Annotated in this window: 23 protein-coding genes and 1 pseudogene; 13 read left to right on the top strand and 11 right to left on the bottom strand. The window is 36.3% G+C overall.

Translation table 11 applies throughout. The features are described from left to right. Positions 1-13 precede the first annotated feature (13 nt). Both GGR42_RS11095 and GGR42_RS11090 read left to right on the top strand, forming a co-directional pair. A complete protein-coding gene (locus tag GGR42_RS11095) occupies positions 14-1,939 on the top strand; it encodes a CocE/NonD family hydrolase (protein WP_167963882.1) in 1,926 nt (641 codons plus the stop codon). Between the two features lie 16 nt (positions 1,940-1,955). Then, positions 1,956-3,287, top strand: coding sequence for a TlpA family protein disulfide reductase (locus tag GGR42_RS11090; protein ID WP_167963880.1), 1,332 nt, complete (start codon positions 1,956-1,958; stop codon positions 3,285-3,287). An 11-nt stretch (positions 3,288-3,298) separates the two neighbouring features. Here the strand turns inward: GGR42_RS11090 and GGR42_RS11085 are convergent, their stop codons facing one another. Both GGR42_RS11085 and GGR42_RS11080 read right to left on the bottom strand, forming a co-directional pair. Continuing rightward, positions 3,299-3,958, bottom strand: a complete 660-nt coding sequence (locus GGR42_RS11085; protein WP_167963878.1) for an aspartate kinase — start codon at positions 3,956-3,958, stop codon at positions 3,299-3,301. A gap of 51 nt (positions 3,959-4,009) precedes the next feature. Further along, entirely contained in the window at positions 4,010-4,369 is a 360-nt protein-coding gene (locus tag GGR42_RS11080; RefSeq protein ID WP_167963876.1) for a YraN family protein, read from the bottom strand. 226 nt (positions 4,370-4,595) lie between these two features. Between GGR42_RS11080 and GGR42_RS11075 the strand changes: the two genes are divergently transcribed. The 5 genes from GGR42_RS11075 to GGR42_RS11055 all read left to right on the top strand — a co-directional run bounded on the left by GGR42_RS11075 (position 4,596) and on the right by GGR42_RS11055 (position 13,736). After that, positions 4,596-6,104 carry a DUF1800 domain-containing protein gene (locus tag GGR42_RS11075; RefSeq protein WP_167963874.1) on the top strand — a complete coding sequence of 503 codons (1,509 nt, stop codon included), beginning with the start codon at positions 4,596-4,598 and terminating at the stop codon, positions 6,102-6,104. Between the two features lie 11 nt (positions 6,105-6,115). Next, positions 6,116-7,834, top strand: coding sequence for a DUF1501 domain-containing protein (locus GGR42_RS11070; RefSeq protein WP_167963872.1), 1,719 nt, complete (start codon positions 6,116-6,118; stop codon positions 7,832-7,834). A 117-nt stretch (positions 7,835-7,951) separates the two neighbouring features. Then, complete coding sequence (gene metG / locus GGR42_RS11065) at positions 7,952-10,078, top strand: methionine--tRNA ligase (RefSeq protein ID WP_167963860.1); 2,127 nt, start codon at positions 7,952-7,954, stop codon at positions 10,076-10,078. Between the two features lie 16 nt (positions 10,079-10,094). Continuing rightward, on the top strand, positions 10,095-11,573 hold the full coding sequence (locus tag GGR42_RS11060; RefSeq protein WP_167963851.1) for a hypothetical protein: 1,479 nt from the start codon (positions 10,095-10,097) through the stop codon (positions 11,571-11,573). A gap of 21 nt (positions 11,574-11,594) precedes the next feature. Next, the gene (locus tag GGR42_RS11055; protein WP_167963849.1) at positions 11,595-13,736 is read left to right on the top strand and encodes a Tex family protein; all 2,142 of its coding nucleotides are present in this window, start codon (positions 11,595-11,597) and stop codon (positions 13,734-13,736) included. A 335-nt stretch (positions 13,737-14,071) separates the two neighbouring features. Here the strand turns inward: GGR42_RS11055 and GGR42_RS11050 are convergent, their stop codons facing one another. Both GGR42_RS11050 and GGR42_RS11045 read right to left on the bottom strand, forming a co-directional pair. Continuing rightward, the gene (locus GGR42_RS11050) at positions 14,072-14,344 is read right to left on the bottom strand and encodes a GIY-YIG nuclease family protein (protein WP_317169692.1); all 273 of its coding nucleotides are present in this window, start codon (positions 14,342-14,344) and stop codon (positions 14,072-14,074) included. A gap of 119 nt (positions 14,345-14,463) precedes the next feature. After that, complete coding sequence (locus GGR42_RS11045) at positions 14,464-14,796, bottom strand: single-stranded DNA-binding protein (RefSeq protein WP_167963847.1); 333 nt, start codon at positions 14,794-14,796, stop codon at positions 14,464-14,466. A gap of 327 nt (positions 14,797-15,123) precedes the next feature. Here GGR42_RS11045 and GGR42_RS11040 point away from each other — a divergent pair, with 327 nt between their 5' ends. The 5 genes and pseudogenes from GGR42_RS11040 (at position 15,124) to GGR42_RS11020 (ending at position 19,228) form a co-directional block, all read left to right on the top strand. Then, positions 15,124-15,438: an SGNH/GDSL hydrolase family protein gene (locus GGR42_RS11040; RefSeq protein ID WP_167963845.1), complete on the top strand. Its 315-nt coding sequence runs from the start codon at positions 15,124-15,126 to the stop codon at positions 15,436-15,438. An 18-nt stretch (positions 15,439-15,456) separates the two neighbouring features. Then, a pseudogene (locus GGR42_RS11035) lies at positions 15,457-15,888 on the top strand (GDSL-type esterase/lipase family protein); the annotation flags it as partial. A 201-nt stretch (positions 15,889-16,089) separates the two neighbouring features. After that, entirely contained in the window at positions 16,090-16,755 is a 666-nt protein-coding gene (locus tag GGR42_RS11030) for an NAD-dependent epimerase/dehydratase family protein (protein ID WP_167963843.1), read from the top strand. Between the two features lie 136 nt (positions 16,756-16,891). Further along, positions 16,892-18,661 (top strand): FAD/NAD(P)-binding protein, encoded by a 1,770-nt coding sequence (locus GGR42_RS11025; RefSeq protein ID WP_167963841.1) that lies wholly within the window; start codon positions 16,892-16,894, stop codon positions 18,659-18,661. A 78-nt stretch (positions 18,662-18,739) separates the two neighbouring features. Beyond that, positions 18,740-19,228, top strand: coding sequence for a hypothetical protein (locus tag GGR42_RS11020; RefSeq protein ID WP_167963839.1), 489 nt, complete (start codon positions 18,740-18,742; stop codon positions 19,226-19,228). Positions 19,229-19,639: 411 nt separating this feature from the next. Here the strand turns inward: GGR42_RS11020 and GGR42_RS11015 are convergent, their stop codons facing one another. Further along, complete coding sequence (locus GGR42_RS11015; RefSeq protein WP_167963837.1) at positions 19,640-20,800, bottom strand: endo-1,4-beta-xylanase; 1,161 nt, start codon at positions 20,798-20,800, stop codon at positions 19,640-19,642. 202 nt (positions 20,801-21,002) lie between these two features. On the opposite strand from GGR42_RS11015, the gene GGR42_RS11010 reads away from it, so the two are divergent. Further along, complete coding sequence (locus GGR42_RS11010; protein WP_167963835.1) at positions 21,003-21,824, top strand: DUF1349 domain-containing protein; 822 nt, start codon at positions 21,003-21,005, stop codon at positions 21,822-21,824. Here the strand turns inward: GGR42_RS11010 and GGR42_RS11005 are convergent. The 6 genes from GGR42_RS11005 to GGR42_RS10980 form a co-directional block, all read right to left on the bottom strand. Further along, the gene (locus GGR42_RS11005; protein ID WP_167963833.1) at positions 21,821-22,282 is read right to left on the bottom strand and encodes a hypothetical protein; all 462 of its coding nucleotides are present in this window, start codon (positions 22,280-22,282) and stop codon (positions 21,821-21,823) included. The two genes, GGR42_RS11010 and GGR42_RS11005, sit on opposite strands and share 4 nt — an antisense overlap. Positions 22,283-22,290: 8 nt before the next feature. Further along, complete coding sequence (locus GGR42_RS11000; protein WP_167963831.1) at positions 22,291-23,214, bottom strand: MerR family transcriptional regulator; 924 nt, start codon at positions 23,212-23,214, stop codon at positions 22,291-22,293. A gap of 62 nt (positions 23,215-23,276) precedes the next feature. Beyond that, positions 23,277-23,960 (bottom strand): lycopene cyclase domain-containing protein, encoded by a 684-nt coding sequence (locus GGR42_RS10995; RefSeq protein WP_167963829.1) that lies wholly within the window; start codon positions 23,958-23,960, stop codon positions 23,277-23,279. Beyond that, the gene (locus GGR42_RS10990; protein WP_167963827.1) at positions 23,961-24,407 is read right to left on the bottom strand and encodes a sterol desaturase family protein; all 447 of its coding nucleotides are present in this window, start codon (positions 24,405-24,407) and stop codon (positions 23,961-23,963) included. Between the two features lie 4 nt (positions 24,408-24,411). Beyond that, entirely contained in the window at positions 24,412-25,248 is an 837-nt protein-coding gene (locus GGR42_RS10985) for a phytoene/squalene synthase family protein (protein ID WP_167963825.1), read from the bottom strand. Between the two features lie 5 nt (positions 25,249-25,253). Continuing rightward, positions 25,254-26,720, bottom strand: coding sequence for a phytoene desaturase family protein (locus GGR42_RS10980; RefSeq protein WP_167963822.1), 1,467 nt, complete (start codon positions 26,718-26,720; stop codon positions 25,254-25,256). Positions 26,721-26,746: the final 26 nt, after the last annotated feature.

The following is a 26,746-nucleotide window of genomic DNA, read 5'->3' as shown; positions in this document are numbered from 1 at the left end:
ATACGAGTTCACTATGAAAATACGTTTTATTTTTGCATTGGCCATTCTGTTGGCATGTACCTCTATTATGGCTCAAAATGCAGATTCCCTGTATTTAAGATCATATTACGATTTAAAAGAGTATCATCTTCCCATGCGGGATGGCGTTGAGCTTTTTACAGTGGTCTACACTCCAAAGGACAAAAGCAAAAAATATCCTTTTTTAATGAACCGTACCTGTTATAATGCATCGGGATATACGGACTACAATGCAAGCACATATCCTTCCAAATACCTAGTGCAAGATGGGTATATTTTGGTGTACCAAGATGTACGTGGACGATACATGAGCGATGGTTTATTTGATAATATGACCCCCAACATTCCTGGGAACAACCCCAAAAACAAAACAGCTATCGATGAAAGTTCGGATACCTACGATAGTATTGAATGGCTACTTAAGAACATCCCCAATAACAATGGAAAAGTGGGAATGTACGGAGTGTCCTATCCAGGATTTTACACTGCGGCAGCCTTGCCAGATGCCCACCCAGCATTGGTCGCATCATCACCGCAGGCACCAATTTCAGATTTCTTTTTTGATGATTTTCATCATCAAGGAGCCTACCTAGAAAGTTATACGGCAGCCTTTGCCGTATTCGGATATCAAAAGGAAGGCCGCACAAGAAAACCTTGGTACATTGATAAAATTATGCGTTTTTATGATGATCCTGCCCCAGATGGATACGATTTCTATTTAAACATGGGAGCACTAAAAAATATCACCGAAAAATATCATAGCGATAATTTTTTCTGGAAGCAGATAATAGAACACCCCAATTATGATGAATTCTGGCAAAAAAGAAATATCCTACCCCACTTAAAAGGAATTGACCATGCCGTCATGACTGTAGGAGGATGGTTCGATGCTGAAGACCTTTACGGACCCCTATCCATATATAAAAGTATAGAAGCGAACAACCCAAAAGCCAAGAACACTATTGTTATGGGACCATGGGCACATGGGGGTTGGGCCCGAGAACAAGGAAAAACTACACACAACCACATCTATTTTGGGGACAGTATCTCCACCTATTATCAAAAAGAGGTAGAACGGAACTTTTTTAACCACCACCTAAAAGGTGAAGGAAATGATAAGCTGCCCGAAGCTTATATGTTTGATACAGGAATTAAAGAATGGAAAAGTTTTGACTATTGGCCACCAAAAGAGGTGGAACCCGTTTCCTTATATTTTGGTGAAAATGGTCAATTGGGAATCAACAAACCTATAGATGAAAAGGCTAGTTTTAGTTATGTAAGCGACCCTAAAAAACCTGTGCCCTATAGGTCAGAAACAGAAGGACTTACTTTTACTCCCAGATGGTATATGAGTGATGATCAACGCCAAGCAGCGCGCAGACCCGATGTCCTTACATTTGAAACACAAGAACTTACTGAACCCAGAACTATTGCTGGTGAAATCATGGCCCAACTAAAGATAAGCATGACAGGTAGCGATGCCGATTTTATTGTAAAATTGATTGATGTATACCCTCAAGACCATGAAAATTATGATCATAATCCTAAAAATGTGGTCATGGGTGGTTACCAACAATTGGTAAGGTCAGAAGTTTTCAGAGGACGGTTTAGGAATAGTTTTGAAAAACCAGAGCCCTTTGTATCCGGTGAGATTTCTGATGTGAATTTTAGGTTGCAAGATGTATTGCATACTTTTAAAAAAGGACATAAAATAATGATTCAAATCCATAGTACTTGGTTTCCGTTTATTGACCGCAATCCACAAAAATATGTGGACAATATCTATGAGGCCACCGACGAAGATTTTATTAAATCCACCATTACAGTACATGGCACATCTATGGTAAAAGCAGGTGGAAATGTGGATTGTTGCGAAACCCTACCCGCATTCATGGTTCAACAACCTATTATTAAAGATTGATATTACCCCCTTACTCATGCATAAAATAAAAGAGATTATTAGCATTCTTGTCGTCCTATTTAGTTTTGGTTTACAGGCGCAACATTCTATTTACGGCACCTTTTCCCCTGCAAAAGATTACAAATGGGTTATTGCGTATGAATTAAAACCAGGAGATCATAGATTTGTTGCAAATACTAAACTGCAAAATGGAAATTTTGCGTTGAATATACCTAAAGACGCACCGACAGGGACCTATAGAATGGTCTATGGGGTACCACAAGAAGAACTGTATTTTGATATTATCTACAGTGGAAAAGAAGATGTACAGTTAAATTTTGATTCCAAACAAGGCGTCACTTTTTTATCCTCTAAAGAAAATATTCCTTTTAGGGATTACTTTACTGAAATTGCCGCTACACAACAAGAAATAATCAATTGCTACCAAGAAGGTATTACTGATGAAAGTGTGTTTCTTCAATTGGGCGAAAAATTAAAAAGTGTTCAACAGGCTTACGAGAAAAAAACCGAAGGGTTAATTGCGCAAAAATTTATCAAAGCAAACTCCCCCTATATTTCTCCAAAATATGAACCTATTCAGGAATATATTCAACATACAAAGAAGAACTATTTTAATTCCCTAGACCTTACCGACCCCATTTTACAGAGTTCGAGTTTTCTAACCGACAAAATAAGCAATTATGTATTCACATCTCTTCCCATGGGGACAATAAATACAGAGGAAAAGGAACATGCCATGATTGAAAATGTTAAGCGGGTAAATACAGAAATGGTCGGGGTAAGTGCCGTCTATAAGCTACATGTTTTTCATTCATTATGGAGGCAGGCTGCAGGCGATAAATTGAACAACGTTTCCGATTTTATTTTTAATGAACTTATAAAAAAATTGGCAAATGAGACCAACCGACCCAAAGTTATTGATGATATAGAATTTTATAATAGTTTAAGGATTGGAGCCACTGCAAGCGAAATTACTTGGAAAGATGGTAATACCAACAAAAGCTTAAGTACCTTAAAAGGAGCATCAACCTATATTTTGGTTTTTTGGAGCAGCACATGCTCACATTGCCTAAAAGAGTTACCTGCACTTCACAAAGAGCTTAAAAAATATCCCAAGGTAAAAGTAGTAGCAGTAGGTCTAGAAGATAACGAAACTACATGGAAACCAGAAGCTGCCAAACTTTCAGATTTTGAACATGCCATTGCCCTGGGAAGGTGGAATAGTGATTATGCCAAGCAGTATGGCATACAAAGAACACCTACATATTTTATCCTTGACAAGGATAAGCACATAGTGGCAAAACCCCAAACAGATAAAGAAGTTATTACGTTTTTAAGAAATAAATAGATTCTTAAGTTTTATAAAGTTTTTAAATCCTTAATGGTTTTAAAGGCTACATCTACTTGATCATCATCCACTAGAATAGTAAATTCATTGGTAGTGGAGATTACTTCGTACAATACAATGCCCTCCCATGCCAAACGTTGAAAGATAAAATAATAGATTCCAGGTACAGAAACATTTTCTGCTGGCAGCTTAACCGTAATTGAAGAAAGATTCTTTGCTTTTTGGGTACATTTTTCAGAACTGAAAAGTTCTTCAACTGTTTTATCCAAGATATTGCTGATAACTATATTTATTTCATTTACTCCCCTAGAGGAAGTATAAAACACATCCTGATTGGCATTCACAGCTTCCAAAAGCTTTGCTTGCTGGGTTAAAATTGTATCCGAAGCCAGAAAAGTATAATCTGTTAAAGAGGACCTTACCGTAATCTCCCCAATATTTTTTAGAACTTTTATAATCTTATGTGTAGCCCTAAATTCCAAATCATCAGAAAGACGTTTCAAAGCCATTACAATAGCACCATTTCTAATATCCTTTCCCAGTTCGCTCTCTATCTCAGGCTTCACTATTCTGGAAAGGGATGTTAAATTTATAATTCCTTGTGCCAATGCACTTTGCAAAAATGGTTTTTTCTTAATGTATTGTTCTACTACAGAGGAAATGGTCTTCATTATCTTTGGTTTTGAGCAAAAATAACAAATTGTTATAAATAAAACAAATTTTTAAAAATGATAAAATGCATTTTTTAGGTGCTCCAACTCAAACTTGCCATTTTTTTTTAGAATTGTAACAATATCAAACCTAACTTCTACATCCAAATCATTATCAGTCACATAATGATCAGCTCCCAATACCATTAGCTGTATTTTCTTTGGAGTTACAGTTTCAGCAATATTTTCGTGAAAATCAGTACTTCTAGACTTAACCTCTACAACCGCCAATATTTCTTCTTTTTGGGCAATAATATCAATTTCAGCTTTTAAATACCTGTAATTGCGATATTTAATAGAATACCCTTCTTTTAATAAGAAATCGACAGCCAACTGCTCTCCTTTTTTTCCAAACTCGTTATTTTTTCCCATTAATTTTTAAATAAAGTAAAATATGTGTGTATTTGGTCGAAAAATTAACCTCTTCATCGACAATTTTAAACTTTAGATTGTAATTTCCCCAGTAGAACATCGAAAATATTGATTTTTAAATACTTAATTGTACTGATAAACGTTTAAAAAAGTAATTTATCGATAATCAAGGATTTTTAGTTGCCCCAAACTATGAACCTATATTTTATTAAATGCCCCAAAGACTATGGAATATTTCATTAATTGTAATACTTCTACACTTGCTCCCTATGCCGTTCCTCTGGATGAACAAAAGGCAGCTCATTTGTATAGAAGATTAGGTTTTAGCGCATCTGTTGAGACCATTAATGCAGCAGTTGGACAGTCCGCCACTGCTTTAGTAGACACCCTCATAAATGAGGCGCTTGCCATGGCTCCCACTCCAGCTCCACTATGGGCAGACTGGGACAACACCAATTATCCTGCAGACGATGATCTTGCAAGAGATATGAGAAGAGCCCAAGTACAAGAATGGAAGCTCGCTTATGGTAATGATATGCTCAACAATAACCTTAGAGACAGGTTAAGTTTCTTTTGGAGCAACCATTTAGTTACCGAGTTTAGAGTGTACCAATGTAATTCTTTCCTATACCATTATATAAATTGCTTACAGCGCCATGCTATTGGCAATTTTAAGGATTTTGTTAGTGAAATAGGGTTGACCAGTGCCATGCTCTACTATTTAGATGGTGTTTATAATAATGGGAACAACCCTAATGAAAACTATGCAAGAGAATTGTATGAGCTTTTTACTTTGGGTGAAGGAAATGCTTATACCGAAGAAGATATTATAGAAACAGCCCGAGCTTTAAGCGGTTATACGGAGCGTGGTGAGGAAGGTTGTATGCCCGTAACTTTTAATCCAGAAAGGCACGATACCGGAGCCAAGACAATTTTGGGCCAGACGGGAAACTGGGGATATGATGATGTAATTGATATCCTATTCAATGAAAGGCCAAATGAAATTGCCGGTTTTATCTGTAAAAAATTATATGAATTCTTTGTTCACCCAGACTCAAATGATGATGCTGGCAATGCACAGACCATAATATCAGGATTGGCAACAACTTTTGTGGCCAATAATTTTGACATTGCTCCAGTTTTATCACAATTATTTAAAAGTGAGCACTTTTTTGATGATGAGGCCATTGGAGTTATTATAAAAAGTCCAATGGATTACTATTTTAATTTCATAAATGAAACTAATTTCACCTATGATGATAGTACGGTTGATAGTGCCATTGATGCCTGCCCGCTTCTTGGACAAGAATTGTTCAATCCAGTAGATGTTGCTGGATGGCAGAGAGATAGGCAATGGATCAACACCAATTTCATGATTGGTAGATGGTTAACCATAGAGGTCTTTATTGCAAGCTTCTATCAGAACAACCCAGAACAATTTAGAACTTTGGCCATGGATGCTGTGGGACCAGCCAATAGCAATACCAGTAATCCACAAATCGTGGTTGAGGCAATCATCAATAAATTTACCCCAAAAGGATTATTGACTCAAGCAGATTTTGACAATGCACTTTCGGTATTTACAATAGAAGATGTTCCAGAAAATTATTATGGGCCAGATTATATAGCTGGCGGACTATCTCTTTGGATGCTGGCCGTAAGCATGGAAGTCCCCTCACAAGTTTACTTGTTATTGCTACACCTATCTAGACAACCAGAGTTTCAACTAAAATAAAACCTACTACTATGTGCGATACCCATAACAATCATCCTCACAAGGCCTTACACAACGAAGGTCATGATGAAGAACATAAAACCTGGAGCAGACGATCATTTTTACAAGCTTTGGGAATAGCTGGATCCGGTTCCATGATGTTGGGCAGTAATTTGCTTACCGCATCTGGGCCTTCTCCTTTAGCAGCCGCTATTGCAGCAGCAGAAACAGACAATATTCTGATATTGATACGTCTATCAGGTGGTAATGACGGACTAAGCACTGTTATTCCTTTGGAACAATATGATGCATATGCCAATGCCAGACCCAATATTTATATTCCTGAAAGTAAAGTTTTAAAGCTTACAGATGAATTTGGCGTACCCTCTTATATGAATGCTCTTGAACCAATGTGGGGAGAGGGATCGTTTAAAGCGGTACATGGTGTTGGTTATGAAGGACAAAGTCTCTCCCATTTCACAGGATCAGATATCTTTGCCAATACTGATTTATCCTCAAGTGGTTTTTTTGGTAGAAACACTGGATGGATGGGTAGGCATTTTGAAAATATTTATCCAGATTATTTAATAAATCCACCAGCCGCACCAGCGGCAATACAAGTGGGGCAATATGGCAGTTTGGTTTTCCAAGGCGAAGAAACAAACTATGCTTTTGTAACTTCCAACATAGATCAATTGGAGCAAATTGCAGAATCTGGGGTACAATATCCTTTGGATGATACCTTGTTCAACGATTGTATGTATGGTGACCAATTGAAATTCCTTAGAGGGGTTGCCAATACTACCTATGAGTATTCTGGTCTTATCCATGAAGCTTATGAGCGTGGTGAAGCCTTAAATTGTGGTATTGAATATCAAGATAATGGCTTTGCAAGACAATTGGCCCTATTAGCTAAATTAATTAAGGGCAATTTAGGAACCAAAGTATATATGATTTCCATGGGTGGGTTTGATACCCATGGTAACCAGCCTCAAGCGCACGAAAGGTTAATGTCCACCTTGTCCGTTGCCATCAAAGATTTTTATGAAGATTTAGCTTGTACAGAACAGGATACAAATGTATTAAGTATGACATTCTCAGAATTTGGAAGAAGAATATTTGAGAATGGCTCCAATGGTACGGATCACGGTAAAGCCGCTCCAACATTATTTTTTGGTTCTGGCTTAAATGGTAGTGCCTTTGTAGGTGATCATCCCGCATTGGACAACCCTAATGGAAGAGGAAACTTGGAATACACCATGGATTTTAGAAACCTTTATGCTACTGTAATGGCAGAATGGTTATGTGTCGATATTCCATTGGTAGAACAACATATTATGGATGGTTACACCTATCAGCCCGTAGATTTAGGGTTTAATTGTAGTGGTGTTGAGTTTCCGGACATTGCCTATAGTGATGAGCCGCCAACATTACCCGATACACCTCCAAGTGATGAAATGGGTGAGGAACCTAATCCAGATTTATTAAATACTATTGTACATAGACCTTTCTATCCTACAGAAAGTACTCCGCATATTTATTTGGAAATGCCTTTTACGGCCCATGTGGACATTCAACTGTTCAATATATTGGGACAAAAAGTCGGAACCGTTTTTAATGAAATGGTATTGGAGGGCTCTCAAGAAATAAATATTAGAGCGAACGTTAGAGATTCACTGGCAACAGGTAAATATATCTATAGAATACAGGTTCAAGACCAGAAAATGAGTAAATCTGTAATGATTTCATAAATCTTGCCTAATTATGCAGAAAAGCCCTTGAAATTAAATTCAAGGGCTTTTCTTTTTTAAAATGGTGGGCATCTCCGCCATAAAAATCTTTATTTTTGTGCGCAAATTCATATTTTGATGTCTCAGAATCCTAAAAATCCTTATAGTCCTACCCAAGTGGCAGGCAGGTATACTATTACAGCTGCTTTGCCTTATACCAATGGCCCTATCCATATTGGCCACTTGGCCGGCGTTTATGTGCCCGCAGATATTTACAGTAGATACTTGCGCCTAACAAACAACGATGTTCTCTTTGTTTGTGGTAGTGATGAACATGGTGTTGCCATTTCCATGAAGGCTAAAAAGGAACATACTACACCACAGGCCATTATCGATAAATATCATGCTATTATAAAGCAGTCTTTTATTGATTTTGGAATTACGTTTGATAATTATTCCAGGACTTCTGCAAAAATCCACCATGAGACGGCATCAGAATTTTTTAAAAAAATGTATGATAATGGTGATTTTATTGAAGAAACCACCAATCAGTTGTATGATGAAGAGGCACAACAGTTTTTGGCAGACAGATTTGTTGTGGGCACTTGTCCAAAATGTGGTCATGAAGAAGCATATGGGGACCAATGTGAAAATTGTGGCTCTTCTTTAAATGCCACTGACCTCATCAATCCAAAATCAACTATTTCTGGTGCAGTTCCTACTTTAAAAGAAACCAAACATTGGTTTTTGCCCTTGGACAGATATGAGGATTTTTTAAAGGAATGGATATTAAAAGGCCACAAAAAAGATTGGAAGGCCAATGTATATGGGCAATGTAAGTCATGGATAGATGATGGTCTTAAACCAAGGGCCGTAACTAGGGATTTGGATTGGGGAATACCGGTCCCCGTTGAGGGCGGAGAGGGCAAAGTACTCTATGTTTGGTTTGATGCTCCTATCGGTTATATTTCATCCACCAAGGAATGGGCCGCCAAAGAAGGAAAAGATTGGGAACCCTATTGGAAAGATTCTGACACTAAATTGGTTCACTTTATAGGCAAGGACAATATTGTTTTTCACTGTATTATTTTCCCTTCCATGTTAAAAGGACATGGCGATTATATCCTACCAGAAAATGTGCCCGCCAATGAGTTTTTAAATCTTGAGGGAAACAAATTGTCCACCTCCAAAAACTGGGCCGTATGGTTGCATGAGTATTTGGAAGATTTTCCAGATATGCAGGATGTCCTTAGATATACCCTTACAGCAAATGCACCAGAAACAAAGGACAATGACTTTACTTGGAAAGATTTCCAAGCTCGCAATAACAATGAACTGGTTGCAATTTTTGGCAATTTTGTAAACAGGGTTGCCGTCCTAACCGATAAGTATTATGGTGGAAAAGTACCCGCAGCAGGGAAATTTTCTGAAGTGGATAAAGAAACGCTAGAACAATTAAGAAAATATCCTGGGATTATTTCCAGTTCCATAGAACGATACCGTTTTAGGGAAGCAGGGCAGGAATTAATGAACTTGGCCCGTTTGGGAAATAAATATTTGGCCGATGAAGAGCCTTGGAAATTAATAAAGACAAATGAAGAACGAGTCCAAACAATAATGTTTGTTGCGCTCCAGGTTACAACGGCACTTTCTGTTTTAAGTGAGCCCTTTTTGCCGTTTACTTCTGTTAAACTTAAAAACATCCTTAATGTCTTTTCGAACGAAAGTGAGAAACCTCTAAGCTGGGAGGGTGTTTCCACCCAAGAGACCTTACTTCCTGCAGGGCATCAAATAAATAAAGCGGAATTATTGTTCTGTAAAGTTGAAGACCAAGAGATACAGGCACAGTTAGACAAACTGAAAGCCACAAAAAAAGTCAATACTGCCTCAACAAAAATAGCTAACCAAAAAAGCAAAAAACTTATGCCACAAAAAGACACAATCTCTTTTGAAGATTTTTCAAAATTAGATATCCGGGTAGGAACCATAATGGAAGCTGAAAAAATGCCCAAAGCGGATAAGTTGTTGGTTTTAAAGGTAGATACTGGCCTAGATACCAGAACTATTGTTTCGGGCATTGCGGAAAGTTTTTCTCCTGAAGATATTGTGGGTAAAAAAGTAACCGTACTCATTAATCTTGCTCCAAGAAAACTTCGTGGTGTTGAAAGCGAGGGTATGATCTTAATGACCGAAAGTGAAGACGGAAAATTGGTATTTGTGAATCCTGATTCGGAAGGTGTCGGGAATGGAGAGACCATTAATTAATATTAAAACAACACCTATGAAAACACTTTTCTCCATTACTCTACTCATGTTCTGTTTATACCTAAATCCTTTATTGGCTCAGGAGGAAATTGCTGCTAGTAGTATGGAACTAAAAGAATTTAAATCTACTATATCCATACCAATAGTGGATAATGAACAAAACATTCATATTTTCTCAGTTTCTAAAAACATTCTAATAGATCAGGAAATTACTCATATTAAGTATAACCCAACAACTAATACTATAATTAAAAAAGAATATCCAACACCTTCAACTATCACCTTAAAATACATTACAGGAATAGAAGTTGATAGTGACAATAATATTAATCTCTACTTTCATAATAAAGCTAAAGGAGAATTTAATTCAATTGGTATTAATAATGAAGGGAAATTGGAGTATAATACGTTTAAACTTCCTCTTAAAAAAGAAAAAGTCATACACTATGTAAGTCATAAAAATAATTTTAAAATGCTTACAGTAAAACGCAATGGATCAGTAATTCATGTTTATAGCTTTAAAGGTAATTCTTATGAAAAAAATTCTTTCGATTTTAGTCAAGATCGTTTCTATGATAAAGAAACCAAACTTACTACACTGGATGATATTATTTCGACTTCATCACTAGAATCCATTTCACAAGAAATGCCAAGCCAAGCATCTACCTATAGCAGTAGACGGAAGTTTTATAATTTAAAAGATAAAATTATCATTACGCTAAATCACCATAAAAACGGGACAAGGATTTTAAATTTGGACTTAAATAAAAACGTAGGAAAGACAGATTACATAGCACTTCCAAGAACTCACTTTAAGGCGGAAGATTGGACTAAATCTAACTCCTACATCTTTGAAGGTAATTTATATTCGATAATTACATCGAATAAATTAATGGTGATAAATATAAAAAATATAGAAACCAAAGAAACAATTAAAGAGTTTATATATAAAGGGGATGAAGAACTGGCATTTCAACTTAGTAAAACTTTAGGTTCGGTTCTTGTTGTAGTTTCAACTACAATTAATAGTTCAAAAACAAAAATTAAAAAAGCAAAAACCTTTTTTAAGCGTTTTATTATGAGCACCTATTCTGGAATAGGTGCATTTAAAAAGGGCAATCATTTAATTTTATCCATTGGAGGTTATGTACCTCCATCGGGAGGAGGCTATATGACTTTTGGCGGAGCTTCTTCATCAACAATTGCTGGTCCAAATGGTCCAATTACCATTACCAACGGTGCCTCCTCTTTTATCGGTAACTCTTCAGGACCCGTATCATCATCTGGTTTTGAAAAATTACTTGTTTTAGACTCAGACAACTATGAGGTTATAGAAAATGAATCTGAAAATAATATTTATGAAGATGTGGATTCCTTTTCTGAAAAGATTAAAGGCTTGCAATTGAAGTCTCTTTTTAAGTACAAAGATTATTATGTTTTTGGATATTTCAATAAAAAAGAGAAAACCTATCATTTAGTAAAGTTTAACGAATAGACAAGAAAGATTTTAATATCCATGTTACTTTTCCAATTCATTGCCAAACACACCCAGCTACCGGCAAAAAGCATAGAAAATACGGTTGATCTACTTAACCAAGATTGTACCGTGCCTTTTATATCACGCTATAGAAAAGAGGCTACCGGGAATTTAGATGAGGTACAGATTGGGGATATTGTTTCTTTTAAAGCTCAGTTTGAAGCCCTGGAAAAGCGAAAAAAAGCTATTCTAAATGCTCTTGAAGAGCAGAAGGTTTTAACGGATGACCTAAAGCAAAAAATTGATGGAGCCGGAGACCTCACTACTTTAGAAGACCTGTACCTACCTTATAAAAAAAGTAAAAAAACAAAAGCAGAGACAGCTAGAAAAAATGGTTTGGAGCCTTTGGCCAAAATCATCATGGCCCAGCGAAATGATGAAATTGAGTATGAAGCATCCAAATACTTGAATGACAACATCCAAAACGAAGATGAGGCCTTGGAAGGGGCACGGCATATTATTGCCGAATGGATCAATGAGCGTTCGGATATCCGCAACCAGATTAGATATCAATTAGAGCGGTTTGCACAGATAACCACTAAAGTGGTGACCGCTAAAAAAGAAGATGAAAAAGCACAAAAATTTAGGGATTATTTTGATTGGAGCGAATCTTTGAGCAAATGCCCATCACATCGTTTTTTGGCTATCCTAAGAGCAGAAAATGAAGGGTTTATACGAGTAAAGATTGAAATAGACAATGAAAGAGCTCTGGACAAAATAGAGCAACGAATTATTAAATCCAATAATTCCTGCGCTTCCCAAATAAAACTGGCCATCCAAGATACCTATAAGCGTTTGCTCCTACCTTCATTATCCAATGAACTACTACGCAAGGCAAAAGAAAAAGCAGATGACGCTGCTATCGCAGTATTCTCTAAAAACCTTAAACAACTCCTTTTGGGAGCACCCTTGGGCGAAAAGAGAATTCTGGCCATAGACCCCGGTTTTAGAACAGGCTGTAAAGTTGTTTGCTTAAGTGCACAGGGCGATTTAATACATAACGAAACCATCTATCCACATGCACCACAAAACGATGCTATTGGTGCCATTAAAAAAATTAGTTCCTTAGCGGATGCCTATAAAATTGAAGCCATTGCAATTGGAAACGGTACTGCCTCTAGGGAAACGGAACAACTTGTTAAAAAAATCCAGTTTAAAAACCCTATTGAAGTTTTTGTGGTAAGCGAAGCCGGTGCTTCCATCTATTCTGCTTCTAAAATTGCCCGCGATGAATTTCCCAATTATGATGTTACCGTCCGTGGGTCGGTTTCTATTGGCAGAAGATTGGCAGATCCCTTGGCTGAATTGGTAAAAATAGATGCAAAATCCATTGGTGTTGGACAGTACCAGCATGATGTTGACCAAAATAAACTAAAAACCTCCTTGGACACGGCGGTAGAAAGCTGTGTAAATTCTGTGGGGGTAAATATTAATACCGCCAGTGTTCCCTTGTTGAGTTATGTATCCGGAATTGGGCCAAAACTGGCAGAAAACATTGTAGCCCATAGAAATGAACATGGAGCTTTTACAAGTAGGACTGCAATTAAAAAAGTACCTAGACTTGGAGGGAAGGCCTTTGAACAGGGAGCCGCTTTTTTAAGGATAAAACAGGCCAAAAATCCTTTGGATGATTCTGCCGTGCATCCAGAAAGTTATTCCATTATAGAGAAAATGGCCAAGGACAAAGGGGTTGCCATATCAGACTTAATCGGAAATAAAAATGTGTTGAAAAGCATTGATTTAAATGCCTATGTCACAGCAACGGTTGGTATCCCTACCCTTAAGGATATTATAAAGGAACTGGAAAAACCCGGTTTGGACACCCGTGAAAAGGCCAAGGTCTTTACTTTCAATCAAAATATAAAATCGATAAACGACCTTAGGGAAGGGCAACTTTTACCGGGCATTGTAAACAACATTACCAATTTTGGCTGCTTTGTGGACATTGGCATTAAAGAAAGTGGCCTGATCCATGTATCCAACCTTTCGGGTAGTTTTGTAAAGGATGTAAACGAACACGTAAGCCTTAACCAACAGATCATTGTAAAGGTTTTACAGGTAGATGTTCCAAGAAAAAGAATTCAATTGGCCTTACATAGGGGAGTGCAGACCCATGCTTAAAGGCGTAACCGGCTTTTGTGTAAACTCCCACAAATTATTTAACAATTACTCTTATTTAGATTTAATTAAAATAATTACTTTTGTTCTTCTATACTACAAATAGTACGTGGGCAAAAAGAAAAAACAGGCGAAAAAAGCATTAAAGAAGCAGAAGAAAGTTGCTCTTAAGGAATTAGTTCCTGAAGGTTGTAAAACCAAATGCTGTAAAAAATTCAAAAAGTCCGAGAGTAAACGCTGTCGTCGTTGCCCTTGTTTTGATTTGTTGAAGAAAGTGGCTTAGTTATGTTTGTAAATTGTCAGGTCGAGCGGAGTGGAGACCTAATCTCCATCATCAATCATAAAATCTGAATGCGTACAGACAGTTTCTTAAGTCTATTGTAATCATAGTCTGCCAAGGCCAGTTTCTTTATAAAACTCCATTTTTTTATTTTCTTTTCAAAATAAATAGCCTGCATAATGTCATTAAACTCTTGACAAAAAATCAATTCAACAGGTCGCCTTTTAAAAGTAAAACTGGTTTTATTCCATCCATTTTGGTGTTCAAACAACCTACTGGAAATATTGTTGGTAATTCCTGTGTAGGTCAGTTCATCACTACAGAGTAAAATATATACATACTATTGCTTCATATTCCTTTATATAGGTCTCGACTCCGCTCGACCTGACAGAGCTCCTAATTGAAAACATCTATTGTCAGGTCGAGCGGAGTCGAGACCCATTATCTATATTACTTTCCCAACATCAATAGCTCATTACACCTAACTTCTGTAATGTACCTCTTCTCCCCTTCTTTGGTTTCATACGAGCGGTGTGTAAGCTTACCTTCCACGGCTACCTGCTTTCCTTTGGTTAAATAGTTCTCTACAATCTCAGCAGTCTTTCCCCAGGCAACAATGTTGTGCCATTGGGTATCCTCTACTTTTTCACCATTGGCATTTTTATAGCTCTCGGTGGTTGCGATGGAAAATTTTGCCAGTTTGGCCCCGCCATCCAAGTTTACAATTTCTGGGTCATTGCCCAAGTTACCAATCAACTGTACTTTGTTTCTAAGTGCGTTCATAATAAATAATTTTTGTGTTAAACAGTTAATACTATCACCTGCTATTAGATACTGACTCGAAGTTCAGCACAAGCGACACTGCAAACATAGAAGGGGTCAGAAAAAAAATTCGGTTGGGAATTGTTTATTTTCGTTTACAAATGTTTGTAGTCGTTTAAAAACGATAAAAGTCCCCACAAGAAGGGGCATCTACATACAATGTGGGCAATAAAATGTCCTTCTTTTTATTACATCAAAAATCTCTTTTTACGATTTTGTTTGGTAAATTGAAACCACTTAATTCGGTTTTAAGCGACTTAATGTCCAATAACCATTAAAAAATACTACTTGAAAATTTCTAGAAATAATTTCATTAAGAAAATTGGACTAACAGGTTTGGCTTCACTTTGTATTCCACAAATCCTTTTAGCCGCAAATCATCCCAATCCATTTATAAAAAACAAAGGTTTAACCATCCTCTTTCAAGGCGACTCTATTACTGATGGAAACCGAACCCGGGATATGGACTGGAACCACATTATGGGTCATGGATATGCGTATCTTATAGCAAGTCGCCTTTGGCATGACTACCTAGGCAAAGATTTAATGTTTTATAATAGAGGTATAAGTGGAGACAAAATAAAAGACTTGGAAAATAGATGAGAAAAGGACGCTCTTGCTCTTAACCCAGATGTACTAAGTATTTTAATTGGTGTTAATGATATCCCCCAAATCTTGGAAAACAAATACTCCATTGAAAAATGGAAAGAGACCTACATAAAGGTTATTAAAAGAACCCAAGCTGCATTGCCAAATACTACCCTTGTTCTCTGTGAGCCATTTTTATTGCCATTTAATTGGAGTGAGGGAAAGACAAAATCCTGGGTTGCAATTGTGAAAGCCATGCAGACAATTGTCCGGCAGTTGGCAAAAGAGCACAAAACCATTTTTGTTTCATTGCAAGAACCGTTTAACAAGGCAAAGGAAAAAGCTCCCGCAAAATATTGGGTTTGGGATGGTGTACACCCCATGCCCGCAGGGCATGAACTAATTGCCCGTCACTGGATAAAAGAAGTAAGCAAAAAACTTGACTTTCTAAAAAATTATAGATAACAACACCCAATAATTTATTGATGCTAATTTCCTAAACTGAAATTATTAACTTTATACAATGGTTAGGCATTAGTAATAAAAATGCTAACCATTTCCTATCCGTTTTGGGTTGTTCAAAAAGTAACAAAATTGAATTTAAGAATGCACTACGAGGTTTTAGTCCCAATAGCTATTGGAGCTTAAACTAAACATTAGATTTTTATGAAAGCAATTATTACCGGTAGTACAGGTATGGTTGGTAAAGCTGTTTTACTTGAATGTATTGATGACACCAGAGTTGAAGAGGTATTGCTGATCAACAGAAATTCCCTGAATATTTCCCATCCAAAGGTCAAAGAAGTAATCCACAAAGATTTTATGGATTTTACGGCTATCAAAAATCAATGTAAAGGTTATGATATTTGCTTTCATTGTATGGGAGTATCTGTTTCTGGAATGAGTGAAGAAAAGTATACTGAACTTACATATACAATCTCCAACCAATTGGCATCTATATTATTTAGTGTAAATCCCAATATGGTTTTTAACTATGTTTCTGGAACTGGAACAGATAAAACCGAAAAAGGAAAGATAATGTGGGCAAGAGTAAAAGGTAAAACGGAAAATATGATTTTGAATATGGGGTTCAAAGATGCCTATATGTTTAGACCAGGAATCATTCTTCCAGAAAGAGGAATAAAATCTAAAACATCATGGTATAATACGTTCTACACCATTGCAAAACCGTTTTTTCCTCTTTTGATAAAAATGAAGTCCGTTACAACCACCAGCAACCTGGGAAAAGCAATGATCAATACATATCATTATCCTCAACCTTTAAAATATCTGGAAGGAAAACAAATTAATGAGATTGCTACAAATAGGTAGGTGTCACTGTAGGCTTAAAAGACGCAGAATAGAATATAAGACATGAATTGGACTGTTCATTTCTTGACTTTTAGAAAAGCTTTGCTCTACACTGTTCTTTGTTTAAGTATTGGTTGCAATGCGCAAAAAAACAAATATGGCAAATAAGCGAAAAGTAGGAATAATAGGTATAGGACCAAGAGGCGGATGGGCTATGGAAAACTTGGTTATTGAGCTCAACAAAAGGAACAGCCTTATGCAAATTCACCTGTTACTTTTTGAAGAAACTGGGAAATTTGGCAATGGTCAAGTCTATGATACAAATCAAATCCAAAGTAACTGGATAAACATTTCCGAAAGGATTTTACTTTTAGATGAGCGAAAAGCAATTGTTTTAACAGATATTATAGTCCCGTCATTTCCTTCTTACCACCAATGGGCAGCCAAGGATTTTGAAGTTTTGTCCAAAGACCAAGCCGATACCTACCCTCCAAGGGCAAAAATTGGTAACTACTTACAACAAAGGTTTCAATCTTTTGTATACCCTCTTATAAAAATAAACATGGTTTCCTTGTTCCAAGAACACGTAGAGGAAGTAACAATTGTAAACCAGAATAAAATTTCAATAAAAACTGACCTAAACACCTACAAAGAAATAGACGAGGTGTTATTAACAATAGGACACCAGACAACTAAGTTGTCAAAGCAACTTGTGAAATGGGACAATTATTCAGCCCATAATGAAAACATTAAGCTTTTTAAAGCACCCTATCCCATCACAGAATTCTTGAATGACGATGAACTAACCCATGAGAGCGTTGTAGGAATTCGTGGTTTTGGATTAGCAATGATAGATGTAGCAAGAGCTATTGCGAACAAATTTGGAAATTTTATCCCACAAGATGAATTTACAAAAGTATGTACATTTGAATCAAACCATAGCAAAACACCCCTTCTTGTTCCATTTTCACTTAATGGAATGCCTCCTGCTCCCAAACCCCTGAACCCTTTTATTGATGAATGGTTTGAACCCACCGATGAGCAGATTTCTAAATTCGAATATAAAATTGGTAATTCCTCTGCCCAAAAGAAAGCAGCTAACCCTAATTTTCTAATCAGTGCATTTACTCCTATTGCTGCAAAAATTTATGCTGGGCTTGCCAAGTCTTATTGTAAAGGAGAGTTTTCCATACATGAAATTGAAAAAGTTATAGAAGAATGGTTACAGAATAACGACTTTGAACACCCCACAATTATACCCCAAATACAATCAACAAAAAAAACTATGCAGGATTTTGTGAACATGGCTATAGGAAGGAAAGACATTAGTTTGGATTATTGCATAGGCCAAGTCTGGCGTTATTGCCAGCCTTCTATCTATGAAAAGCTTTCGTTCAATAAATGTTCGGAACAGGTATTTGCAGAAATTATTGAATTAGATGAATCTATTAAAAGATATTCCTATGGCCCTCCTGTAGAAAGCATCCAACAATTGTTGGCCTTAGTTGATACTGGTATTATAGACTTAGGGATGCTCAACAACCCTGAATTTGAATTGACCAATGAAGGCTGGCTTTTTAAACTTAATGGAAAGACCCAAATTGCTGATTTTATGATAAATTCGGTTTTAGATGCGCCTAAAATACAAGATGTAAATTCATCTATCGTGAAAAAAATGCTTTCAAATAATCTAATAGAACCTATTCATGATGACTTGGGTGTAGCTACAGATGAAAACGGATATGTTGCCTCTAATATAAAAAGTAACGATGTACCCATTGCTCTACTTGGAAGACTGGCCAAGGGAACTATTATTGGAGTTGATGCAATTTTGGAATGCTTTGGGGAACGTCCTCAAAAATGGGCTGTGGAGGCCACAAACCGACATTCCTATTGGTTGAAACAGACTAAGAACGGCACTATATAACCATTTTATAGTATCTTCATTATCATTGCTAACCAAGATTGCCCTTAAGCAGATAATAGTTAGCTTAGAAATATCTCAATGACGAAAACCAAACAAAAGAAGAAATCAAAGTTATTAAGTAAAATAGCACTGCTTGGCCTGGTGTTTTTATGTGGCACATATTTAATATCGGCGCAATCGACTACAGCAATAGATTTAAGTAAAAACAATGTGTATGTAGATACATTTCTAGGGATATTTGCTCAGGCCTCTATTAATTATGAAAGGCAAATATACTCAGCCAAGGAAGTAACCTGGTATGGTCGTTTGGGAGCAGGAGCGGCGGCACAGTTTTTTGGAGCAGCCAATGGTTATGGTGGTTTAGGTGGAATTACGATGTTGACAGGAAAGAAAAATGGTCATTTTGAACTGAATGGAAATGTCTTTGTAGGCAAAGACTCGGATTATACTTTTGTGCATCCCATAGCTACTGTTGGATATCGTTATCAAAAACCTAAAGGAGGTTTTATTTTTAGGGCCAATACTAGTTTTATTACAGTGGGTGTAAGCTTAGGGTATGCCTTTTAAAATAAGATTACAAGTAACACAACCTGAATCCTTTTGATATTGTATGAATGAATCTTCAAAATTAAAAGTTATTAAATGGATCCACACTCTAATATGGCTGTTTTTTGTGGTTCTTATATTCTACATTTTATACTCTGGAATTAAAAATAAGATTACCCTTTTTACTTGGATTGCAATTGCCTTTATAGTTGGAGAAGGACTGGTGCTTTTAATCTTTAAAATGTTCTGTCCCCTAACCATTTGGGCAAGAAAATATTCAGATTCACAAAAAGATAATTTTGATATTTATCTTCCTAATTGGTTGGCCAAGTACAATAAAATTATTTTTACCACTATCTTTCTAATTGGACTTGTGTTGGTTTTAATTAGATACTTTTAACTAATAAAAAAGTGGACAACTATAATAAAACATCATTCTGTCTTTTTAGGTACCCCCAAAACAGCTTTTTGTGCCAATTTGGGTTTTTTCTCCCGATTGTACAAAAGTGTATAGTTGGTACGATTGGCAATGGGATACCCATTTTTCCATGACATATCATCGTGTACGCCCCAAAGCGTCACCCTGTCTATTTTATCCCGTTTCTTATAGAAGATGCCAAACAATTCGGCATAACGGTCGGCCAATTCCTTTTGCTGGGCCGCTGGTAAACTATCCGGGTATGGGTTTAAAAACTCCCTAAATTCCTCCAATTGATATTGTGGGTGCAGCATCCCAGTGCCAATAATCTGCCCCTCTTTGGTCAGGGGAAGTACATCTACATCCAACTCGGTAATCATCACCTTTACCCCAAGAGAGGCAAAGGAATCAATTGCAGCTTCTATGTATTCCGTTTTGGGATAATTAAGACCCCAATGTCCTTGAATACCCACACCGTCTATACGAATTCCTTCCTTTTGCAACATCCGCACCAACCTAACAATTCCATCTCTTTTTTCGGGCCGCCAAGCATTAAAATCATTGTAATATAACTCGGTATCTGGAGCATACTCACTGGCATACTTAAACGATAGTTTTACCAGTTCATCTCCATTTCCAATCCCATTTACCCAAGTGGTAGGCCTATAGGACCCATCGTTGTCTATTACTTCATTTACAACATCCCATGCATGTACTTTACCGGCGTATCTTCCCGCAATGGTTTCTATATGGGAGCGCAAGCGTTCTTTCTGGGCTTCTGGAGTATTGGGGTTACCGTTTTCATCCTGAAAGAACCAAGCCGGTGTCTGGTTATGCCACACCAAGGTATGCCCTATAATGAACATATTGTTCTTTTCCCCAAAAGCCACATAATCATCAGCTGGGCCATAATTATAAATTCCTGGCTCCGGATTTATAGGACCCGCTTTCATTGCATTTTCTATGGTAATTGTATTAAACTGCTCCAAAACAATGTCTTGGGAAACTTTGTCCTCACCCGAAACTATAGCCCCGTTAAGGGCACTACCTATAAGAAAAGCACCATCATATGCCTCTTTTAATGAAGATTTAGTCTCGGTTTTTTCCTTGGTTTCGGTTTCTGCACAACCTACAAGGGTTAAAAATGCTGTTAGACAGAGCGCGTATTTTTTCATGAGTATCTGGAATTTGACTAACAAATTAGTCATTTTTTTATCCACATGTATTTATGGGGTTTAAAATTTGTCTCCATTCCTAAGTTACTGATTGACACACTGTAATACTATTTACTGGATTTTTCCGTTTTATACTATTTAAAACATTGATGAACAGGTTATTACCCTTTCGAAATGTCTAAATCGTCCAAATTTTGATTTTATGAAAAATATATTTGACCACCTTATTTGTATTCTTTCTTTTTTAATTGTTTTGTCCTGTTCACAGGATACCATAGAGCCTATTTCAAATGATGAAAACAGTTCCAATGAAGAACAGATAGATGAAACCAATAATGAGGAAATTGAAGAAGAAGAAGAAGAAGAAGAAGTATCTGAAAATGAAGAGGAGGAGACTTCTGAGAATGAGATTGAAATTAATGGAACGGTTTGGAGCCTTTTCAATAAAGAAGTGTTTTCTGTTGAGCCTACAAACAATGGCCTTGCTTTAGATTTGGAACAAAATGCCATTTGGTACCATAGCGCTCAAGGCGGCCTACTATACCAGACAATCACAGGAGATTTTACCTTTATTGCTGCGGTAAATGTTAGACGTAAAAGCAACCAAATGTTGGCACCTAACTGTGAAGTGTGTCTAGGTGGGCTCATGGCCCGTAATCCAAATGACACCAATAGTGAAAACTATGTACATGTGGTTGCTGGAAATACTCCGGAAACTGTGAACGATGGAATGGATGAGGTTGGCGTAGAACATAAATCCACCACTAACGGTAATTCTTCCTATGAGGCAATTCCAGAGAGTTCTTCTAACCATGAGTTGAGAATGGTAAGAAGCGGAAGCACATTTTCACTTTATTCTAGGGATATAAATGCATCTGATTGGAACTTAGTCATTACATATGAAAGACCCGACTTACCCAATACCTTACAGGTGGGTTTTAATATTTACACTGCCATATCCTCCAGTTCCTCCACAGCTGATTTACGGGTTATATGTGAGAATATTTCTCTGGAAATGAACTAAAATTTAATTTCTGCAATGTTTTTCAAAATCAACTCTTTGTAATTATCGGGCAAGTTGGAATGTTTAATATTATTTTTAATAAATAGGACGTCACCCTCCATATGGTCTTTATAACCCAAAATCGAAGGGATATTTGCCTGCGTCATTACCCTTACATACCTACCTTCTATATCACTTGGGTTATTTTTAATGAACTCTTCAAGTTGGTTTTTACCCAATTTAAAATACCTCATTTTTTTATGTGGAAAAATGGTAAATGCCGCCTTATGCATGATAGCCGAAGCCTTATATGGCTTTGCCAAATAACAATCGGCTTCTTCAAAAACATTCAAAAAATCCAACAAATCCTGTTCGGAGGTTATTTTGTGGTATGTTTCCCTACACAACTCCATATCATCACAACTGGAACCCAAATTGGCACAGATACTTGTCATGAGTATTACTAGGTATTTTATCATAGCCTATTCTATTTTACCACAAGTTTGGAGTGCTCATTTAATTTCTCCATCATTTCTTCAACCTTCAATATATTTATTTTATCGGGAAGTTTATCTTTCTCAATTTCATTAGTTTTACTCCCAAGTACCCAAAGTTCGCCATTGCATTTAGAAAGAATCTCGCCATGTATTTCATCCAAATATTCATAGATTTTGTTGGTCTTAGGTTCTACAGTAAAATAAGTTACAAATGTTATTTCATTGGATGAATTTAAAAAGGATTTTAGGGAGCTTATAGGTAGCGACTGCCCCAAATAAATCGTTGAATACCCAGATTTTAATATCTCATAATTAGCATACACCAACCCTATTTCATGTATTTCGTTTAAGGGCAAGAATAAGATAAAACGCCTATCATGATATTTCGGCAGGGTGCCCAAAAGCTTTTCTGTTGCTATTAAAATTTTCTGCTTTATTAATGAGGTTATAAAATGTTCATGGGCCGGATTTATGGTATGCGTATGCCATAGCAAACCAATTTCACTTAAAAAAGGAATAAAATAGGAAACATAGATGTCCTGAAAATCGTATTGCCTTGCTAATTTTTGATACACTTCTTCAAAAAGAGGTTGGTCAAAATTGAGCATGGCCAACTTTAGGTCGTTGATCATCCTATTTTTTACGGCTTTTTCTGAAATAATACTTTTACAGTTTGATATAATTTCAGTTTCCGTTAAACGCGAAATTTTGGAAATTTTAAAGCCATTTTCATACAACAACGTAATATTCAATAACTTTATAAGTGTATCCTGGCTATAAAAGCGAATATTGGTATCCGTACGTTTTGGTGAAAATAAATTGTAACGCTTTTCCCAAATTCTAATCGTATGGGCCTTTATTCCAGAGAGATTTTCTAAATCTTTTATGCTAAAAATCGTTTTAATCCCGTTCATCAAAATCTTCTTTGCGTTAAACAAAAATAAAGCATTTAGTTAAGTACAGCTATATTTTTCAGCTACTTTACTGTTGACTTAAACTTTTCTATAAGGAGAATATTTAAAAACAACATATTAAATGCATAGCCAATATCTTCTATGGGAATAGTTCCAATTCTAATTCCTAGATTCTCCAAATCGTTATACCATACAACCTCATTCGGAATAAAACTACCCGTTAAAATTCCATTTACAATAAAAAAAGGAATTAATATGATAAGGAAGGTAAGATAAAACACTTCTAATTCCTTGTTCTTGGTAAACAAGCAAAAAACCAGAATCAATAACAAAAATCCGTAATTATAAAAAGTATAGGCCTTATCCAAATTCAGTATTAAAATAGCAGAAATTAGTAGTATCAATGCAATTGTAATGGTCCTTGTGCTCAATACACTCAGTCTGATATTAGGAAAAAAGTGTTGAAATGCATAATGAATAAAAATACTTGCGTAGGGAATGCAAATAAAAAATAACCATTCTTCTATAGGCAGATTAAAAATATAAAGGCCAGTCAAATAGGAATTGTTAAAGCCCCATACCCCATTTCTTGTAAAAATAATGTCCCAAACTATAAATAGGAAGGCAACAATAAAAATGGAAAGGAAAACTTGTTTCCACCATTTTATATAGTTCATTTTTTTATTAAAGCTATAGAGAAAGGGAATACTTATAGAAGCAAGATTTAAAATTAAGTAGAGTGACATTTACATTTTAAAATATTTATAAGGAACCCATAGCATTCCAAAACATTCTCCCTCTTCCTTTCCCAAATGTTTATGATGGGTTTTATGCGCCTTTCGCAAGCCAATAAGATACTTGTTGTTTGTTTTCTTGAACCATTTAAAGCGTTGATGAATCAACACATCGTGTATTAAAAAGTACGCAATGCCGTAAAACAATATTCCCAAACCTATAAAAAACCTATAATTTAAACCTTCTTGGAAACCAAGATAAAAGAGCACAATACTGGGGATGGCAAAAATGACAAAGAAAATATCATTTCTTTCAAAAGTGTCCGGGTATTTGGGTTGATGATGATCTTCATGGAAGTACCACATAAATCCATGCATAACAAACCTGTGCGTAAGCCATGTTACCCCTTCCATCAACAAAAAAGTAAGTACTGTTATCGCTATATACAAGATTATCATATCACTACAATAAATTTAACTTATAAGTTACAAAAGATTTGGCAAGTAATCCCAATTTACGAGGATTTGAAACCCTAATCCTTGTGTTCATAATTTCTTTGGACGGAGTTTTTTTTAGTTTGTGCAAGAGACGTTTGTAATAAACATATGCCGTATACACTCCAAATTTGGCTTCCCTAGGTAATTTTAAGACACCTCTATAGGCCACATTAAAGTCCTCCTCTATTTCTTCAATGATTTTCAGTTTGGAATCCGCATCCAAATCGGCCATGTTTACATTGGGAAAATAGGTTCTGTTTAGGACCTCGAAATCATCTTTTAAATCCCTTAAGAAATTTACTTTCTGAAATGCGGAACCTAAGCGCATTGCAGATTCTTTTAATTCATTGTATTTCTCCTGGTCTCCGTTCACAAAAACCTTTAAACACATAAGGCCCACTACATCTGCGGAGCCATAAATATATTTTTCATACTCCTCCTTGGTATAGTCGGATTTATGAAGGTCCAGTTTCATGCTTTTTAAGAAAGCCTGTATAAGCTCATCATCAATTTGATATTCTTTTACTGTTAACTGAAAGGAATGAAGTATAGGATTTAAACTAATGCCTTCTTCAAAGGCTTTGTAATAATCCTCTTCAAACTTATTGATCAATTTTTCTTTATCAAAATCATGAAAAGAATCCACTATTTCATCTGCAAATCTTACAAATCCATAGACACTATAAATGGCATTTCTAATGGAAGGTGCCAACATCTTAACAGCCAATGAAAAAGAAGTGCTGTAGGTCCTTGTTACCAACTTACTACAGTTTACGGAAACATCATCAAATAACTTTTTCATATCATTTATGAGTTAAAATTGTTTTTTATTAAACTTGCAGCAATCTTGCCAGAAATCAATGCTGGTGGAACGCCTGGTCCGGGAACCGTTAATTGTCCGGTAAAATACAAATTCTTCACTTTTTTGCTTTTAATCTTTGGCCTTAAAAAAGCAGTCTGTCTCAATGTATTTGCCAATCCATAGGCATTTCCCTTATATGAATTGTAGTCATCTATAAAATCCTTTACGCAATAGGATTCCTTGAATAGGATGTTGCTCCTTACTTCTTGGCCTGTCAATTTTTCAAATCTATCAATTATTTGTTCAAAATAATAGTCTCTTATTTTAGGCTCATCTTCTATACCTGGCGCAATAGGAATCAAAAAAACAGCAGCCTCTTTACCCTCTGGTGCAAAAGATGCATCCGTGACACTTGGGAAACTACCATAAAATAGAGGTTTCACGGGCCATGATGGGTGGTCGTAAATTGCTTGGGCGTGCTCATCAAAAACAGTATCAAAAAATAAGGTGTGGTGGGATACGTTTTTAAGCTTTTTGTCGAACCCCACATAAAAAAGAAGGGATGATGGTGCAAAGGTCCTTTTATCCCAATAGGCTTCAGAATACTGTCTATAGGAAGTATCCAAAAGGCTTTCTGTATGGTGATAATCTGCCCCACTTAGTACAATATCCGCCTCCAGAAACTCATTGTTGACCATGACCCCGGTAGCTGTTCCGTTTTTAACCACAATTTTATTTGCTTCACTATTGGTCTTAATTTTTACTCCCAAACTTATGGCCAAGTCCTCCATTGCCCTAACCACTTGAAACATTCCTCCTTTGGGGTGCCATGTTCCAAGTCCAAAATCGGCATAGTTCATAAAATTATAGAAAGAAGGAGTATCACTCGGTTTTGCGCCCAGAAAAAGCACTGGAAACTCCAGTATTTGAATCAGTTTTTGGCTTTTTATATTTCCCCGCACCTGCTTGCTTATACTTCTAAAAAATTGATGAGCCCTTTTAATGGTAACCGGGGTGATGAGTTCCGTGATCGACTCCCCGGGTCTATACACCAAATCCTTTATGGCTACTTCATAGTTGGATTTAGCGGCATTAATAAATTCCATTAAGTATTTGGAACTTCCTTTCTCTTCCTTTTCAAAAACTTCACATATTTCCGAAAGGTTATCAGGAATAACAATAGATTTTAAGGTGTCAAAAACGACTTCATAGGCCGGACTCAGTTTTTCCAACTGATAATAATCGGATGGCTTTTTTCCAAAGTCATTGAAAAAACGCTCAAAAACATCGGGCATCCAATACCACGTGGGGCCCATATCAAACTTAAACCCTTGTTTTTTAAAAACTCTGGCCCGACCGCCAATAGCACTGTTTTTCTCCAATACAGTCACATCATAGCCAGCTTTAGCCAGATAACATGACGATGCCATTGAAGAAAACCCAGACCCTAGGACAAGTATCTTTTCTTTCATTTGTTTAACAAATATATAAAAATATT

The sequence above is a fragment of the Saonia flava genome, assembly GCF_011927795.1.
GTDB lineage: Bacteria > Bacteroidota > Bacteroidia > Flavobacteriales > Flavobacteriaceae > Saonia > Saonia flava.
This window is presented reverse-complemented; position numbering and strand designations above follow the sequence as displayed.

Excerpts from the sequence above, each read along its gene's own strand:
- GGR42_RS11095 (WP_167963882.1), top strand. The coding sequence starts at position 14 with ATGAAAATACGTTTTATTTTTGCATTGGCCATTCTGTTGGCATGTACC.
- GGR42_RS11085 (WP_167963878.1), bottom strand. The coding sequence starts at position 3,958 with ATGAAGACCATTTCCTCTGTAGTAGAACAATACATTAAGAAAAAACCA.
- GGR42_RS11010 (WP_167963835.1), top strand. The coding sequence starts at position 21,003 with ATGAAAAATATATTTGACCACCTTATTTGTATTCTTTCTTTTTTAATT.
- GGR42_RS11020 (WP_167963839.1), top strand. The coding sequence starts at position 18,740 with ATGACGAAAACCAAACAAAAGAAGAAATCAAAGTTATTAAGTAAAATA.
- GGR42_RS11005 (WP_167963833.1), bottom strand. The coding sequence starts at position 22,282 with ATGATAAAATACCTAGTAATACTCATGACAAGTATCTGTGCCAATTTG.
- GGR42_RS11055 (WP_167963849.1), top strand. The coding sequence starts at position 11,595 with ATGTTACTTTTCCAATTCATTGCCAAACACACCCAGCTACCGGCAAAA.
- GGR42_RS10990 (WP_167963827.1), bottom strand. The coding sequence starts at position 24,407 with ATGATAATCTTGTATATAGCGATAACAGTACTTACTTTTTTGTTGATG.
- GGR42_RS11015 (WP_167963837.1), bottom strand. The coding sequence starts at position 20,800 with ATGAAAAAATACGCGCTCTGTCTAACAGCATTTTTAACCCTTGTAGGT.
- GGR42_RS11000 (WP_167963831.1), bottom strand. The coding sequence starts at position 23,214 with ATGAACGGGATTAAAACGATTTTTAGCATAAAAGATTTAGAAAATCTC.
- GGR42_RS11025 (WP_167963841.1), top strand. The coding sequence starts at position 16,892 with ATGGCAAATAAGCGAAAAGTAGGAATAATAGGTATAGGACCAAGAGGC.
- GGR42_RS11060 (WP_167963851.1), top strand. The coding sequence starts at position 10,095 with ATGAAAACACTTTTCTCCATTACTCTACTCATGTTCTGTTTATACCTA.
- GGR42_RS10995 (WP_167963829.1), bottom strand. The coding sequence starts at position 23,960 with ATGTCACTCTACTTAATTTTAAATCTTGCTTCTATAAGTATTCCCTTT.
- GGR42_RS11070 (WP_167963872.1), top strand. The coding sequence starts at position 6,116 with ATGTGCGATACCCATAACAATCATCCTCACAAGGCCTTACACAACGAA.
- GGR42_RS11075 (WP_167963874.1), top strand. The coding sequence starts at position 4,596 with ATGGAATATTTCATTAATTGTAATACTTCTACACTTGCTCCCTATGCC.
- GGR42_RS11090 (WP_167963880.1), top strand. The coding sequence starts at position 1,956 with ATGCATAAAATAAAAGAGATTATTAGCATTCTTGTCGTCCTATTTAGT.
- GGR42_RS10985 (WP_167963825.1), bottom strand. The coding sequence starts at position 25,248 with ATGAAAAAGTTATTTGATGATGTTTCCGTAAACTGTAGTAAGTTGGTA.
- metG (WP_167963860.1), top strand. The coding sequence starts at position 7,952 with ATGTCTCAGAATCCTAAAAATCCTTATAGTCCTACCCAAGTGGCAGGC.
- GGR42_RS10980 (WP_167963822.1), bottom strand. The coding sequence starts at position 26,720 with ATGAAAGAAAAGATACTTGTCCTAGGGTCTGGGTTTTCTTCAATGGCA.
- GGR42_RS11030 (WP_167963843.1), top strand. The coding sequence starts at position 16,090 with ATGAAAGCAATTATTACCGGTAGTACAGGTATGGTTGGTAAAGCTGTT.
- GGR42_RS11080 (WP_167963876.1), bottom strand. The coding sequence starts at position 4,369 with ATGGGAAAAAATAACGAGTTTGGAAAAAAAGGAGAGCAGTTGGCTGTC.
- GGR42_RS11045 (WP_167963847.1), bottom strand. The coding sequence starts at position 14,796 with ATGAACGCACTTAGAAACAAAGTACAGTTGATTGGTAACTTGGGCAAT.